Source organism: Promicromonospora sp. NPDC110617 (assembly GCF_055598465.1).
Window position 1 is genome coordinate 2317635 of record NZ_JBVKBM010000001.1, and the last position, 15204, is coordinate 2332838.

Sequence of the window (15204 nt, forward strand, 5' to 3'; positions counted from 1 at the left end):
CAGGCCTCCTCCCGCAGGATCCGGCGCACTTCCCCGCCGCCGGAACCGTGCGGAGGGAGACCTGACCGGGCGGCCCCGCCCGCCGGAGCACGACCAGCACGACGCAGGGCCAGCACCACGCAGGAGGGAGACACCGATGAACGCGACCGACGACCGCCCCGGCACCGGCAGTGACGCCGCCGACCGCCACCTCCCGGTGCTGCTCCAGCGCTGCGTCGACCTGCTGGCCCCCGCGCTCGCCGAGCCCGGCTCGGTCCTGGTGGACTGCACGCTCGGCATGGGCGGCCACACCGAGGCCGTGCTCAAGCAGCTCCCGGCGGCCCGCGTCATCGGCATCGACCGCGACCCCCAGGCCCTCGCCCTCGCGGGCGAGCGGCTGGCCCGGTTCGGCGACCGGTTCACGCCGGTGCACGCGGTGTACGACGAGATCACCGAGGTGGTCGACGCGCACGCCGGCGGCGCCGTGCAGGGCGTGCTCATGGACCTCGGGGTGTCCTCGCTGCAGCTCGACGAGACCGACCGTGGTTTCGCCTACGCGCAGGACGCCCCGCTCGACATGCGCATGGACTCCACCCAGGAGCTGACGGCGGCCGTCGTGCTCAACACGTACGACGAGCGCGACCTCGCGCGGATCCTGCGGGAGTACGGCGAGGAGCGCTTCGCGGGCAAGATCGCGCGGGCGATCGTCCGGCGTCGGGCCGAGCGGGAGTGGGACCGCAGCGGGGAGCTCGTCGACCTGCTGCGCGCCGTCATCCCTGCCGCGACCCGCAAGACCGGCGGCCACCCGGGCAAGCGCACCTTCCAGGCGCTGCGCATCGAGGTGAACGGCGAGCTCGAGGTGCTCGAGCGGGCCGTACCCGCCGCGATCGAGGCGCTCGCGGTGGACGGCCGCATCGTCGTGGAGTCGTACCAGTCCCTTGAGGACCGGATCGTCAAGCGGGCCATCGCGCAGGGCACCACGTCGTCGGCCCCGCCCGGCCTGCCCGTCGAGCCCGAGACCCACCGGCCCTATCTCGAGGCGCTCACCCGGGGCGCGGAGGAGGCGGACGCCGCCGAGCTGGAGCGCAACCCGCGCTCGGCATCGGTCCGGCTGCGCGCCGCCCGGCGCGTGCGCCCCACGCCCGAGCACCTGCTGAACCGCACCAACAGGCACCACACAGCGAAGGAGGACCGCCGATGAGTGCTACCCACGCCGCGACGGCCCGCGCAGTCCGTCCGGCCGAGCTGCCCCGCACCCGCAGGGCACCGCTGACCGCGATCTCCGGGGGCGCCGCGCAGCGCGGCCGCCGCCTGGACGTGGTCCGCGCGCCGCTGCACGCGAAGAGCCGGGTGCCCTTCTTCGTGCTGTGCGCCACGCTGATGGTCGGTTCCCTCGTGGCCGTGCTGGTGCTCAACACCACGCTCGCGCGCGGCTCCTACGAGATGTCGCAGCTCCAGGGCGACGTGGCGCAGACCGCCCAGGACGTCCAGGTGCTGCAGGAGGACCTGAGCGCCGCCCACACGGACCTCCCGGAGAAGGCCCGCAGCCTCGGCATGGTGCCCGCGGAGAACCCGACCATGGTCAGTGTCCTTACCGGCAAGGTGGTGAAGGGTACGGACCAGTGACGGGTCAGACGTCGGGCTCGGGCCGGCAGCGCACCCCGTCGGGGCGCGCTGCCGGCCCGCGTTCCGCCCAGCCCGCCCGCGGGCAGGGCAAGGCGGCGCAGGGTAGTCCGGCACGGGGCAAGCCGGCACAGGGCAAGCCGGCACAGGGCGGGAGCCCGCAGCGCAAGCAGGGCGGTGCGCCGCCGCAGAAGGCCCGCGCGGCCAAGCCCCAGCCGGCCAAGGCCCGCGCCACCCAGGCCAAGGCTCAGCCGGGCAAGGCTCAGCCGGCCAAGGCCCGGCCGGCGAAGACCCGGCCCGCCCAGGCCCAGCCCCGTGCGACCAGCACCCGGCTGGGCCTTCAGGCACCCGGCGCCCCGCGCCCGGCGTCCGCCCCGTCCCGCCCCGCCCGGTCCCGGGTGGCGCGCCCGCTGCCGCCGCGGCCGGGCCGGCCGGAGGTGCGGCAGCGCTGGCTGGTCGGCATCGCGGCCGTGGTGGTGCTCGTCTTCCTGGTGCGGCTGGTGCACGTGCAGCTCATCGAGGGGCCGAGCCTGGCCGCCGAGGCCGAGGCCGCGCGCACGGCCACCGCGGTCACGCCCGCGCACCGGGGCGACATCACCGACGCGAACGGTGTCGTGCTCGCGACCTCGGTGGACCGGTACACGGTGGTGGGCGACCCGGTGGCGATCGAGGACTTCCGCGGCTCTGGCCGGGTGGACGCGGACGGCCACAAGGTGCAGGACGGCGCCCTGGGCATCGCCCAGCTCCTCGCGCCGATCCTGGACGAGCCCAAGAACGAGCTGGCGGCCAAGCTCGTGGGCGAGTCCCGCTACAAGGTGCTCGCCAAGAACGTGGTGCCGCAGGTGCAGCGCGCCATCGCGGACCTGCAGATCAGGGCGTACATCCGGACCGACCTCACCTCCCGGCGCACCTACCCGTCCGGCACGGTCGCGGGCTCGCTGGTCGGCTTCGTGGACGACGAGCAGACCGGGCAGGGCGGCATCGAGGCCGCGTACGACGACCTGCTGGCGGGCACCGCGGGCTCGGACACCTACGAGCGCAGCCTCGACGGCCTGCGCATCCCGGCCGCCGGCCAGGAGTCGGTCCCGGCGGTCCCGGGCGACAGCATCCAGCTCTCGCTGGTGCACGACATCCAGTGGAAGGCGCAGGACTCCATCGACGAGGCCAAGCGGTCCACCGGGGCCGAGTACGGCATCGCCATCGTGCAGGACGTGCGCACGGGCGAGATCGTGGCGCTCGCGGACTCGGGGGCGGTGAACCCGAACGACCGGTCGACGTCGGCCGTCGCGGGCGGCTCGCGCGCCGTGAAGGACGTGTTCGACCCGGGCTCGACCGGCAAGGTGGTCACCATGGCCGCGGCACTGGAGGGCGGCTACTGGAACCCGAACAGCCGGTTCACCGTGCCGTACACCTACACGACGCCGAACGGCCAGACCTTCCGTGACTCGCACGAGCACCCCGTGCAGAAGCTCACGCTGACAGGCGTGCTGGCGCAGTCGTCGAACACGGGCACCGTGCAGGCCGGGGAGAAGATCCCGCTGCAGACCCGGCAGGACTACCTGTACAAGTTCGGGTTCGGCGAGCCGACCGGCCTGGGCCTGCCTGGCGAGTCCGTGGGCCTGATGCCGCCCGCCGACGTCGCCGACTGGGACGGCCGCACGCAGTACGCGGTGCTGTTCGGGCAGGGCCTGTCCGTCAACGCGATGCAGGCCACGAGCGTGTTCTCGACCGTGGCGAACGGCGGCGTGCGGATGACGCCGACGCTCTTCGAGGGCTCCACGAGCCCCGACGGCGTCACGACGCCGGCCGAGCGCGAGCCGGGGGAGCGGGTCATCTCGCAGAAGACCGCGGACACCCTGGTCGAGATGATGGAGACCGTGACCGAGGACGGCGGTACGGGTACCAACGCGGCCGTGCCGGGCTACCGTGTGGCCGGCAAGACCGGTACCGCGCAGATGCCCGCGGGGGGCGGCTGGACGTACATGGCGTCGTTCATCGGCGTCGCGCCGGCCGACGACCCCCGGTACACCGTGGCAGTGTTTCTCAAGAGCCCGCACAGCTCGATCTTCGGCGGCGACGTCGCGGCGCCGGTGTTCAGCGACGTCATGGGCTTCACGCTGCAGAAGATGGACGTGCCGCCCAGCGAGGACCCGAAGCGGCGGCTCAAGACCGAGTGGTGAGGCGGTCGCGGGTCAGGTCGTGATCCGCACCGCGGCGCCCAGGGTCGCGGTCAGGATCGACTCGATGGCGAACTCCGTGGCCGACGCCAGGTCCACCGCCGCGGGGTCCAGCAGCCACTGGAGCTGGAGGCCGTCCATGACGGCGATCACCGCGGCGGCGGCGCGCTCGGGCTCGCCCTCGGGCAGGGTCACGTCCCGCTCGGCGGCCAGCTCGCGGACGGCCTGGGAGATCTCGCCGCGCAGCACGGAGAACCGCTCGGCGACCCAGGTGGACGCCGGGTGCCCGTCGGTCACGGACTCGCCGGTGAGCACCGCGTAGGCCTGCACGATGCCGCGCCGGTCGGCGTTCAGCCGCGCGGTGGTGACCAGGTGGCGGAACAGCTCCATGCCGCCCGGGATGTGCTTGCCCTCCAGGTGCTGCACGTCCACGCGGTCGCGGTACTCGAGCACCTCCCACAGCAGCTTGTCCTTGCTGCCGAAGTGGTGCAGCACCCCGGCGTGCGTGATGCCCACCTGGGCGGCGACGTCGACGAGCGAGCCCTGGTGGTAGCCCTTGGAGCCGAACACGCGCGTCGCGGCGGCGAGGATCTCCTCCCGCCGCTGGTCGCGCGTGGGCCGCTTGGCCTTGGGGGCAGCCTGCCCGGTCGCTTCTGGCATGGGCTCACGATAGCCGAGAATCCGGGCTTACTAACCAGTAAGTAAGTGTGGTTGAATGCGCTCAGCCGTCCACCGCCGAACGGAGAAGCACTTGTCATCGCAGGCAGTTACCGCGCAGGTCGTCGCAACGGAGCCCGAGCTGCTCCGGCTCCGTGACGGGCTCTCCGCCGAGGAGAAGGTGTCGCTCGTCGTGGGCGCGTCCATGTGGACCACCACGGGGGTGCCGCGGATCGGGCTGGAGCCGGTGGTGCTGTCCGACGGTCCGGTCGGCGTGCGTGGTCCGAACGGCGGGACGTCCGCGATGTTCCCCGCGCCGTCCGCGCTGGCCGCGACCTGGGACCTGGAGCTGGCCCGCCGCGCCGGGTCGCTGTTCGCGGCCGAGGCCCGGCGCCACGGCGTCGACGTGGTGCTGGCCCCGCAGGTCAACCTCCAGCGCACCCCCGTGGGCGGCCGCCACTTCGAGTGCTACTCCGAGGACCCGCACCTGACGGCCGAGATCGCGGTGGCGCTCGTGGGCGCCGCGCAGGAGCGGGGCGTCGGGATGTGCGTCAAGCACTACGTCGCCAACGACTCCGAGACCGAGCGCACGCGCTACTTCGCGCGCCTCGACGAGCGGACGCTGCGCGAGGCCTACCTGGCGCCCTTCGAGCGCCTCGTGCGCGACGTCAACCCGTGGTCCGTCATGGGCGCCTACAACGGCGCCGACACTGAGGGCCTCGCGGCGCCCCTGCTGGAGCACCGGCCGCTCGTGGTCGACCTGCTCAAGGAGGAGTGGGGCTACGACGGCCTGTTCGTGAGCGACTGGGTCGCCACCCAGTCCGTGGTGCCCGCCGTGCGCGGCGGCCTGGACCTGCAGATGCCCGGGCCCGACGGCGCGTGGGGCGACGGACTGCTCGACGCCGTCCGCTCCGGCGAGGTCGCCGAGTCGGAGCTGGACGACAAGGTGCTGCGTCTGCTGCGGCTCGCCCACCGCACCGGTCGCCTCGTGCTGCCCGGCGCCGCCGACGGCACCGGCACCGGCAACGGCGTCGCGCACCTCGCACTCCAGGCGGTGCCCGACCAGGCGGCCGCCCCGGCCGCGGCGTCGAGCGAGCTCCTGCGCGAGCTGGCGGCCCGGTCCGTGGTGGTGCTCAAGGACGACGCCGGCCTGGTGCCGGTGCAGGACGGCACCCGGCCGCTGCGGGTCGCGCTGCTCGGGCCGGCCGCGATCGAGCCGTTCTTCCAGGGCGGCGGTTCCTCGTTCGTGCAGCCCGACCATCTGACCTACCCCGCCGACGAGCTGCGTGCCGCGCTGCCGGCCGGCTCCGAGCTGACCGTGCTGGCCGGCGCCCGCGCCCTGCACAACCCGCCGGAGCTCGACGTCGACCGATGCACCGACCCGGTCACCGGCGAGCCCGGCCTGCGCGTCGAGCTCCTGGCCGCCGACGGCAGCACGCTCGAGGAGCGCACCGCCCGGGAGTGGACCGGCTGGCTGGAGGACGTGCGGCCCGACGCCGACGCCGTCCGCCTGCGGGCGACCGTCCGGCTGGACGAGCCGGGCGCCCACGAGCTGGGCGTCGGCACCGTCGGCGTGCACCGCGTGCTCGTCGACGGCGCCGAGGTCGCCACGGGTAGCACCGTCGTGAACGAGGACGTGGTGCTCTCCTCCGGGCACAACCACCCGATCGCGGCCCTCGCGCAGGCGAGCGGCACCGCCGCGCTGGACGCGACCGTCCAGGTGGTGCACGCCGTGGGCTACGGGCACTTCGTGCGCGCCGCCCTCGTGCACCGGCTGCCCGGCCCCTCGTCCGCCGACGAGCTGGCCGCCGCCGTCGAGGCCGCTGCCGCCGCCGACGTCGCCGTGGTGCTCGTCGGCACCACCGCCGAGGTCGAGTCCGAGGGCTACGACCGGCCGGACCTGGACCTGCCCGGCAACCAGGACGAGCTCGTGCGGCGCGTCGCGGCGGCCAACCCGCGCACCGTCGTCGTCGTCAATGCGGGCGCGCCCGTGCTGCTGCCCTGGCTGGACGAGGTGCCCACCGCGCTGTGGGGCTGGCTGCCCGGGCAGGAGGCGGGCACGGCGCTCGCCGACGTGCTGACCGGCGTCACCGAGCCGTCCGGCCGCCTGCCGTGGACGCTCCCCGCACGCTTCGAGGACGTCCCGGTGCCGCACGCGCGGCCGGTGGACGGCGTCGTCGACTACACCGAGGGGACCGACGTCGGCTACCGCGCCTGGGAGCGGCGCCTGGCCGCCGGGCCGGACGCCGCGGGGGCCGGCGCGCCCGTGCCCGCCGCGCCCTTCGGGCACGGCCTGGGCTGGACCACCTGGGAGTACGAGGACGCCGTCCTCGCCTGGGGCCAGTCCCACGACGCGCCCGCGACCCTGACCGCGTACGTGACCGTCCGGAACACCGGGTCCCGCGCGGGCCGCGAGGTGGTCCAGGTCTACGTCGAGGCACCCGCGGGCGGACCGAGCCGCCCCGTGCGGTGGCTCGGCGGCTTCGCCGTGGCGGACGTGCCCGCCATGGGCAGCGCCACCGTGCGCGTACCAGTTCCCACCCGGGCGCTGCAGGTCTGGGACCCGCAGGCCAAGGGCTGGACCACGCCGCCGGGAATCTACCGGCTGCGTACGGGCAGGTCCGTCGCGGACCTGCGCCTGACCAACGAGCTGACCGTCCGGCCCGGGGAGGAACCCGGCGCCGGAGCCCACTGATCAGACCCCATCTGTCCCGACCGGGACGAGTGCAAGGAGGCACACCGTGAGGATTCACAAGCACGTCGCCGTCGTGGCGGCCGCGGCAGCCGTCGCGCTGCTGGCAGCCTGCAGCGGCGGTGGTGGTGGCGGCACCGCCACCCAGGCGGGCGGCGGGGAGACCCTGACCGTCGGCATGCCGAACGGCGTCCAGACCGAGAACCACAGCCCGTTCGCCACGGGCTCGTCCGCGCTCTCGCTGGGCTACGCGTTCACGATCTACGAGCCGCTGATGATGCGCAACCAGGCCCGGCCCTCCGAGGACCCGGAGCCCTGGCTCGCCGACAGCATCGAGTGGAACGAGGACTTCACCGAGGCCGTCATCACGCCCCGCGAGGGCGTCACCTGGTCGGACGGGGAGGAGTTCACCGCCGACGACGTCGCGTTCTCCATCCAGCTCCGCAAGGACTTCGAGGCGCTCAACACCGGCGCCCTGCCCTACGACACCGTCGAGACCGACGGGTCCACCGTGACCGTCACGTTCACCGCCGGGCAGTTCGTCAACCAGTCCAAGCTGTACGACCTGGTCATGGTGCCCGAGCACATCTGGGCCGACGTGAAGGACCCGACCACCGACACCAACCCCGACCCCGTGGGCACCGGCCCGTACACGCTGGAGTCCTGGACACCGCAGGCCGCCACCGTCGTGGCCCGCGACGACTACTGGGGCGGCAAGCCCGCCGTCCCCGAGATCCGGTACTCGTCGTACAACGACAACAACGCCCTGACCACGGCCCTGACCACCGGTGAGGCGCAGTGGGGCTGGACGTTCATCGCCGACTACGAGAACGTCTACATCGCCCAGGACCCCGAGCACTACCACCAGTACGCCGCCGGCGGCCTCGGCATCGACGTGCTCTACCTGAACAACGAGACCAAGCCGTTCGACGACAAGGCGTTCCGCCAGGCCCTCAACATGGTCATCGACCGCCAGGAGCTCGTCGACGTCGCCACCTCCGGCGTCAACCCCGCCCTGACCAGCGTCACCGGCCTGCCGCTGCCCGCCGGCGAGGAGTTCCTCTCCGCCGACTACGCCGACCAGGAGTACGCGGTCGACGTCGAGGGCGCCCGCGCCCTGCTGGAGGACGCCGGCTACACCTGGGAGGGCGAGAAGCTCGTCGACCCCGACGGCGACGAGGTGACGTTCGAGCTGGTCAACCCGGCCGGCTGGAACGACTACCTGACCGCCCTGGACCTCATCAAGAACTCCGCCGCCGAGCTCGGCGCCACCGCCACCGTCAACCCCGTCAACCAGGACGGCTGGTTCGCCGACATCATCCCCGGCGGTGACTTCCAGGCCACCCTGCACTGGACCGACGGCGGCGCCACCCCCTGGGACATGTACTCCGACATCCTGGACGGCGCCCACTACAAGAAGCTCGGCGAGCCGGCCACCTGGAACTTCGGCCGCTTCCAGAACGACGACGCCACCCAGGCGCTCGCCGACTACGCCGCCGCGCCGGACGACGCCACGCGCACCGAGGCGCTGGACACCATCCAGAAGGTGTTCGTCGAGGAGGTGCCGGGCATCGCCATCTGGACCCGCCCGGCCACCGCGCAGTACTCGACGCAGAACTACGTGGGCTGGCCGTCCGAGGAGGACCCGTACAACCAGCCCCAGCCCACCGGTGTGCAGGCCGCCCAGATCCTGATGCACCTCAAGCCTGCGGAAGGCTGATGAGCGAGACGACACCGGTGCTGGCCGCGCACGGCCTCACCAAGCACTTCCGAGCGGGCGGGCGCCGCGTCAGCGGCCGCTCGCCCGCCCGGGCGATCCACGCCGTGGACGGCGTGGACCTCGAGCTCCACCGCGGCCAGGTCCTGGCCGTGGTGGGGGAGTCGGGGTCCGGCAAGTCCACGGTCGCCCGGCTGCTGGCCGGACTGATCCCGATCACGGGCGGGCAGGTGCTGCTCGACGGCGCCGAGGCCCGCCTGCGGGGCCGCCGGGCCTTCCGCGCGTACGTGCGACGCGTGCAGATGATCTTCCAGGACCCGTTCGGCTCCCTGAACCCGGTGCACCCCGTGCGCTACACGCTGACCCGGGCGCTGCGGTTGCACCGCAAGCAGTCCAGCGGGGGCACGCTGCGCGGGCCCGAGCTGGAGGCGGCGCTGACCGAGCTGCTGGAGCGCGTGCACCTCACGCCCGCGGCGCGGTACGTGGACAAGTACCCGCACGAGCTGTCCGGCGGGCAGCGGCAGCGCATCGCCATCGCGCGGGCCCTGGCCGCCGACCCCGAGGTGCTGCTCGCCGACGAGCCCGTCTCCATGCTCGACGTCTCGATCCGGCTGGGCATCCTCAACCTGCTGGCCGACCTGCGCGACCGGCTCGGGATCGCCGTCCTGTACATCACGCACGACATCGCGTCGGCGCGGTACTTCGCCGACCGCACCACCGTGCTGTACGCGGGGCAGGTCATGGAGACCGGCGACTCCGAGTCCGTGACCCAGGAGCCGCTGCACCCCTACACGCGGCTGCTCATCGCCTCCGCGCCCGACCCCGACGACCTGGCGGGCACCGGCGCCGCCGCCGTCCGGGAGCAGGGGACCGGCGGCGAGCCGCCGAGCCTCGTGGACCCGCCGCCCGGCTGCCGGTTCGCACCGCGCTGCCCGTACGCGACCGACCTGTGCCGCACCGAGACCCCCGAGCTCATCGAGGTCGCCCCCGGGCGGTCCGCCGCGTGCTGGGGGTACAGCCGGCGGGAGGGGCGGCCCGACGTCGGGCCCGCCGTCCGCCACGCCGGTCACGGGGCCGGCGGGAATGCGACCGGGAACGGGGAGGTGGCCGCATGAGGTTCCTGCTGCGCAGGATCGTGTTCTACGCGCTGACCGCGTGGGCCGCGATCACCATCAACTTCTTCATCCCGCGCCTGCTGCCGGGCGACCCCGTGACGGCCCTGTTGGGCCGCATGCAGGGCCGGATCGACAGCAACGCCGAGCACTCGCTGCGCGTGCTGTTCGGCCTGGACCAGGACACCAGCCTCTGGCAGCAGTACGTCGACTACTGGGGCCTGCTCCTGCGGGGCGACCTCGGGCTGTCCTTCACGCACTTCCCGACGCCCGTGGCCGACATCGTGGCCCAGTCGCTGCCGTGGACCGTGGGACTGGTCGGCGTCGCCACGATCGTCGCCTTCGTGATCGGCTCGCTCATCGGCACGTTCCTCGGCTGGCGCCGCGGCACCTGGGCCGACGGGCTGCTGCCCGTGGCGACGTTCTTCCAGGCCGTGCCGTACTTCTGGCTGGGCCTGATCACCATCGCCGTGCTGTCGGTCAACCTCGGCTGGTTCCCGTCCAGCGGCAGCTACGACCGCGGGCTCGTGCCGGCGTTCACCGGTGAGTTCATCGGGTCCGTCGTCTACTACGGGTTCCTGCCCGCCCTGACCGTGGTGCTGTCGTCCGTGGCCGGCTGGGTGCTCGGCATGCGCAACATGATGGTGACCGTCTCGTCCGAGGACTACGTCACCGTCGCGCACGCCAAGGGCCTGCCCGAGCGGCAGGTCATGCTCGGCTACGCCGCGCGCAACGCCGTGCTGCCGCAGGTCTCCAGCTTCGCGCTGTCCCTCGGCTTCGTCGTCGGCGGCACGCTGATCATGGAGATGGTCTTCTCCTACCAGGGCATCGGCTACACGCTCTACCAGGCGGTCTCCACGCACGACTACCCGCTGATGCAGGGCTGCTTCCTGGTCATCACCCTGTCCGTCCTCGTGGCGAACATGGTGGCCGACCTCGCCTACGCCCTGCTCGACCCCCGCACCCGGACGGAGGACCGATGAAGAACCAGCTGCTGTTCCTGCGCAACGGCAAGGTCGTCACCGGCCTGGTCATCCTCGGCTTCTTCACGCTGCTCGCCCTGGTGGGTCCCTGGCTCTCGCCGTACGACCCCAACCAGGTGAGCGACGCGCTGCTCAGCCCGCCGTCCGCCACCCACTGGCTCGGCACCGACCACACCGGGCGCGACATCCTGTCCCAGATCATCGTGGGCGCTCGCGGCGTGCTCGTCGTCGGCCTGGTGGCCGGCGTGAGCGCCACCGTGGTGGGCGTGCTCGTCGGTGTGACCGCCGGGTTCGTCGGCGGCATCGGTGACGAGTCGCTGTCCGCGCTGTCGAACATGTTCCTGGTCATCCCGCAGCTGCCGCTGATCATCCTGATCGCCGCGCAGCTCCCGTCCGCCGGCGGGCTCACCGTCGCGCTGGTCATCGGGGCGACCGGCTGGGCCTGGGGTGCTCGCGTGCTGCGCGCCCAGACGCTGTCGCTGCGCAAGCGCGACTTCGTCGAGGCGGCCCGGGCCAACGGGGAGCGCACGTGGCGCCTCGTGCTCGCCGAGGTCATGCCGAACCTGACGGCCGTCATCGCCTCCGGGTTCGTGGGCACCGTGACGTTCGCGGTGCTGTCCCAGGTCACGCTGTCGTTCATCGGCATCACGCCGGTCAGCGACTGGAACTGGGGCACCATCCTGTTCTGGGCGCAGAACAACCTCGCGCTGCAGCGTGGCGCGTGGTGGTGGTTCGTGCCGGCCGGGGCGTGCATCGCGCTGCTCGGCATGGCGCTGACCCTGGTCAACTTCGGTATCGACGAGATCGTCAACCCCCGCCTGCGGTCCACCGGCCTGCACGCGCGCTCGCTGCGCCGCCGGGGCATCCGGCCGCGCGTGGGGTTCACCCCGGTGGTGCGGGAGGTGCGGTCATGAGCGCAGGCGCAGTTACCGATCCGGTCGTGGGCGCTGCTTCCGGCGTCGGGCCGACGGCGGAGGACCCGGTCCTCGAGATCCGGAACCTGAGCGTCGACTACGGGTTCGGCGACGACCCGACGCACGTGCTGCGCGACGTCTCCCTGACCCTGCGCCGCGGCGAGGTGCTGGGGCTGGCGGGGGAGTCGGGCTGCGGCAAGTCGACCCTCGCCTACGCCGCGACGCGGCTGCTCGCCCCGCCCGGCCTCATCACGGGCGGCGAGGTGTGGCTCACGAACCGCGACGGCAAGCGGGCGGACCTGCTCGCCCTGTCCGACGCCGAGCTGCGGGCCGCCCGCTGGAGCGACATCGCGATCGTGTTCCAGGGCGCGATGAGCTCGCTCAACCCGGTGTTCCGGGTGGAGAAGCAGCTCGTCGACGGCATCCTGGCGCACCGGCCCAGGATGGGACGCGGGGAGGCCCGGGAGCGGGCGGCGGAGCTGCTGCGCCTCGTCGGCATCTCGGCCGACCGGCTGCGGGCCTACCCGCACCAGCTCTCCGGCGGCATGCGCCAGCGCGTGATGATCGCGATGGCGCTGGCCCTGGAGCCGCAGGTGCTCATCATGGACGAGCCCACCACGGCACTCGACGTGGTGATGCAGCGCCAAATCCTGGAGCAGGTGATGGAGCTGCGCGAGCGGCTGGGCTTCTCCGTGGTGCTCATCACGCACGACGTGTCCCTGCTGGTGGAGGTCGCCGACCGCATCGCGGTCATGTACGCGGGCGAGATCGTGGAGACGGCGGCGGCGCGTGACGTGTACACGCACCCGCGGCACCCGTACTCCGCGGGGCTGCTCGGGTCGTTCCCTCCCCTGCACGGGCCACGCCGCGACCTCTCGGGCATCCCCGGCGCCCCGCCGGACCTGTCCCAGCGCGAGCCAGGCTGCCCGTTCGCGCCGCGGTGCCCGCACGCGATGGACGTGTGCCGCACGGAGCTGCCGGTGCTGGGGCGGACGGCGCAGGCCGAGGAGGGGCGGCTGGTGGCGTGCCACCTGCACACCTCGCTGTCCGCGGGAGAGAAGCTGCCGGACCTGGTGGCGCGGTAGTGGTCTGGGTAGGTTGACCAGCCAGGAAAAAGGTTGGTCACGGGGGTGTGTTGCCGTGCGTGGACAATGTCTACGCACGGCAACACACCCTGCTCGCGTACGCTCCCTCCGGCTGCGGCGCTCGCGGTACACATCGCGTTTCCCCGGCACCTGACATTCGATCTCATCGCGGTTCTCGCGGTGCCGTGAGCGCTCATTCTGGTGGGGGGCGAGATGGCATACATGGTTTCTGGGCTCGAGATTGAGGTTCAGCCCATCGAGAGCGTCGGGCCTGCCGGTGGCGACGAGCTCTCCCTGGAGTTCCAGGTGAGTGACGGGGCTGGTCAGAAGCTCTGGTTCGCGATCTTCAGAGGCGAGGATGAGCCGGCGGACGAGGCGCAGTTGATGATCGATCCGCTGTCCCGGGCGATACCGTTGTCTGTCGTTGAGTGGGCGGCCGAATTGGCTCGCACAGCTCTGTAGTTCGAACGGGCCCGAGGGCATCGTGAGAATGACGGGCGACGACGTCGGTGTCGTTTTCGCTTGTCGGCTTCAGGATCGACAGATCACCTCACCTTTGCCCGGAGGGCAACCGGACCACCCCACAACCACCACCCAAGGCCCACACCCAGGACGAGACCCCGTCGCTGGAGACGGTAGGTTCTTCTCCGTGACATCCCCGATCGACCGGATCCGCCCGGCCGCCACGACAGCGCGCCAGGTCTCGGACCTCGCCGTCGCCTTCGGCCTCACCATCGCCCCAGGTCACGGCGCCGACGCCGCGGTCACCTGCGTGGCCTCGGACAACCGGGTGGTCCAGGACGGGGACCTGTTCGTGGCCCTGCCCGGCGCCCGCGCGCACGGCGCGCAGTTCGCCGCGGACGCCGTCGGGCGCGGGGCCGTCGCCGTCCTCACGGACGCGCGCGGGGCGGAGCTGATCGGGGCCGACAGCACCACCCCGGTACTCGTCGCCGACGACCCCCGCGGCATCCTCGGCCAGGTCGCCGCCTGGGTGCTGGGCAACCCGGCCGAGGATCTGATGACGTTCGGCGTCACCGGCACCAACGGCAAGACCACCACGACCTACCAGCTCGACCACCTGCTGCGGGCCCTGGGCTGGACGGGCGGCCTGATCGGCACCGTCGAGACCCGCTCCGGCGACCGCGTGATCGCCAGCACGCTCACCACGCCCGAGGCCGCCGACCTCCAGGCGCTCCTGGCCGCGATGCGCGAGGACCACGTGCGCACCCTCGCCATGGAGGTCTCCTCCCACGCCCTGGCGCAGCACCGCGTCGACGGCATCGTGTTCGGCGTCGCCGGGTTCACCAACCTGACCCAGGACCACCTGGACTTCCACGGCGACTTCGAGTCGTACTTCGCCACCAAGGCCGAGCTGTTCACGCCCGCCCGTGCCCGTCGCGGCGTCGTCACCGTCGACGACGCCTGGGGCGAGCGCATGGCGAACGAGGCCCAGATCCCCGTCGCCACACTGACCACGCTGCCGGGCAAGGCCGCCGACTGGGTCGTGACCGACGTCGCGCCGCACGGCACCGGGTCCGCCTTCACGCTGACGCACCGCGACGGCCGCACGCTGCGCACCTCCACCTCGCTGCCGGGCGGCTACAACGTGGCCAACGCGGCCCTCGCCGTCGCGATGGTGCTGGAGGGCGGCTCGGACATCCGCGACGTCACCGACGCGCTGGCGGCCGCCGACGGCCTGAGCGCCACCGTGCCCGGCCGGATGGAGGTGCTGGCCACCGCCCCGCGCGTGGTCGTGGACTTCGCGCACAACACCGAGGCCCTGGAGCTCGCCCTGGCGGCCCTGCGCCCGACGACGGCGGGCAAGCTGGCCGTCGTCTTCGGCGCCACCGGCGACCGCGACCCCGGCAAGCGCCCCTTCATGGGCGCGGCAGCGGTGCACGGCGCCGACGTCGTCTATGTCACGGACGACGACCCGCACGACGAGGACCCCGCCAAGGTGCGGACCGAGGTCCTGGCCGGCACCGGCGTCGACGAGCCGGGCGACGGCACCCCCGGCAGCGGCACGCCCGGCACCGTCGAGACGGGGGACGACGGCGGCTCGCGTACGGTGGAGGTCCACGAGGTCGCCCCGCGCGCGGATGCCATCCGCACCGCGATCCTGGCGGCCGGCCCGGACGACACCGTGCTGGTGGCGGGTCGCGGGCACGAGACGATCCAGGAGATCGCCGGCGTGGACCACGTGCTCGACGACCGGGTCGAGGCGCGCGCCGCGCTGGCGGCCCGCGGCGCGTGACCCGAGCAGGA

At 73.0% G+C, this 15204-nt stretch carries 12 protein-coding genes; 11 read left to right on the top strand and 1 reads right to left on the bottom strand.

Translation table 11 applies throughout. From position 1 onward, the window contains the following. Positions 1-136 precede the first annotated feature (136 nt). From rsmH to ACZ7LE_RS10180, 3 genes are read left to right on the top strand one after another with little or no spacing between them, the layout of a single operon-like run. A complete protein-coding gene (rsmH, locus tag ACZ7LE_RS10170) occupies positions 137-1180 on the top strand; it encodes a 16S rRNA (cytosine(1402)-N(4))-methyltransferase RsmH (protein ID WP_470403140.1) in 1044 nt (347 codons plus the stop codon). Then, complete coding sequence (ftsL, locus tag ACZ7LE_RS10175; RefSeq protein ID WP_470403141.1) at positions 1177-1605, top strand: cell division protein FtsL; 429 nt, start codon at positions 1177-1179, stop codon at positions 1603-1605. Before rsmH ends, ftsL begins: the two co-directional genes overlap by 4 nt. After that, complete coding sequence (locus ACZ7LE_RS10180) at positions 1602-3782, top strand: peptidoglycan D,D-transpeptidase FtsI family protein (RefSeq protein ID WP_470403142.1); 2181 nt, start codon at positions 1602-1604, stop codon at positions 3780-3782. Before ftsL ends, ACZ7LE_RS10180 begins: the two co-directional genes overlap by 4 nt. A 12-nt stretch (positions 3783-3794) precedes the next feature. Here ACZ7LE_RS10180 and ACZ7LE_RS10185 read toward each other — a convergent pair whose 3' ends face one another. Beyond that, the gene (locus tag ACZ7LE_RS10185) at positions 3795-4439 is read right to left on the bottom strand and encodes a TetR/AcrR family transcriptional regulator (RefSeq protein ID WP_470403143.1); all 645 of its coding nucleotides are present in this window, start codon (positions 4437-4439) and stop codon (positions 3795-3797) included. Positions 4440-4530: 91 nt separating this feature from the next. Here ACZ7LE_RS10185 and ACZ7LE_RS10190 point away from each other — a divergent pair, with 91 nt between their 5' ends. The 8 genes from ACZ7LE_RS10190 (at position 4531) to ACZ7LE_RS10225 (ending at position 15193) form a co-directional block, all read left to right on the top strand. Continuing rightward, positions 4531-7131, top strand: a complete 2601-nt coding sequence (locus ACZ7LE_RS10190; protein WP_470403144.1) for a beta-d-glucosidase — start codon at positions 4531-4533, stop codon at positions 7129-7131. 46 nt (positions 7132-7177) lie between these two features. After that, positions 7178-8848, top strand: a complete 1671-nt coding sequence (locus ACZ7LE_RS10195; protein WP_470403145.1) for an ABC transporter substrate-binding protein — start codon at positions 7178-7180, stop codon at positions 8846-8848. After that, positions 8848-9960: an ABC transporter ATP-binding protein gene (locus ACZ7LE_RS10200; RefSeq protein ID WP_470403146.1), complete on the top strand. Its 1113-nt coding sequence runs from the start codon at positions 8848-8850 to the stop codon at positions 9958-9960. Before ACZ7LE_RS10195 ends, ACZ7LE_RS10200 begins: the two co-directional genes overlap by 1 nt. Further along, positions 9957-10940 carry an ABC transporter permease gene (locus ACZ7LE_RS10205; protein WP_470403147.1) on the top strand — a complete coding sequence of 328 codons (984 nt, stop codon included), beginning with the start codon at positions 9957-9959 and terminating at the stop codon, positions 10938-10940. The genes ACZ7LE_RS10200 and ACZ7LE_RS10205 overlap by 4 nt, the downstream gene beginning before the upstream one ends. Then, positions 10937-11854, top strand: a complete 918-nt coding sequence (locus ACZ7LE_RS10210) for an ABC transporter permease (protein WP_470403148.1) — start codon at positions 10937-10939, stop codon at positions 11852-11854. Before ACZ7LE_RS10205 ends, ACZ7LE_RS10210 begins: the two co-directional genes overlap by 4 nt. Then, complete coding sequence (locus ACZ7LE_RS10215) at positions 11851-12939, top strand: ABC transporter ATP-binding protein (protein WP_470403149.1); 1089 nt, start codon at positions 11851-11853, stop codon at positions 12937-12939. Before ACZ7LE_RS10210 ends, ACZ7LE_RS10215 begins: the two co-directional genes overlap by 4 nt. 222 nt (positions 12940-13161) lie before the next feature. Next, positions 13162-13401, top strand: a complete 240-nt coding sequence (locus tag ACZ7LE_RS10220; protein ID WP_470403150.1) for a hypothetical protein — start codon at positions 13162-13164, stop codon at positions 13399-13401. Between the two features lie 187 nt (positions 13402-13588). After that, the gene (locus ACZ7LE_RS10225) at positions 13589-15193 is read left to right on the top strand and encodes a UDP-N-acetylmuramoyl-L-alanyl-D-glutamate--2,6-diaminopimelate ligase (protein ID WP_470403151.1); all 1605 of its coding nucleotides are present in this window, start codon (positions 13589-13591) and stop codon (positions 15191-15193) included. Positions 15194-15204: the final 11 nt, after the last annotated feature.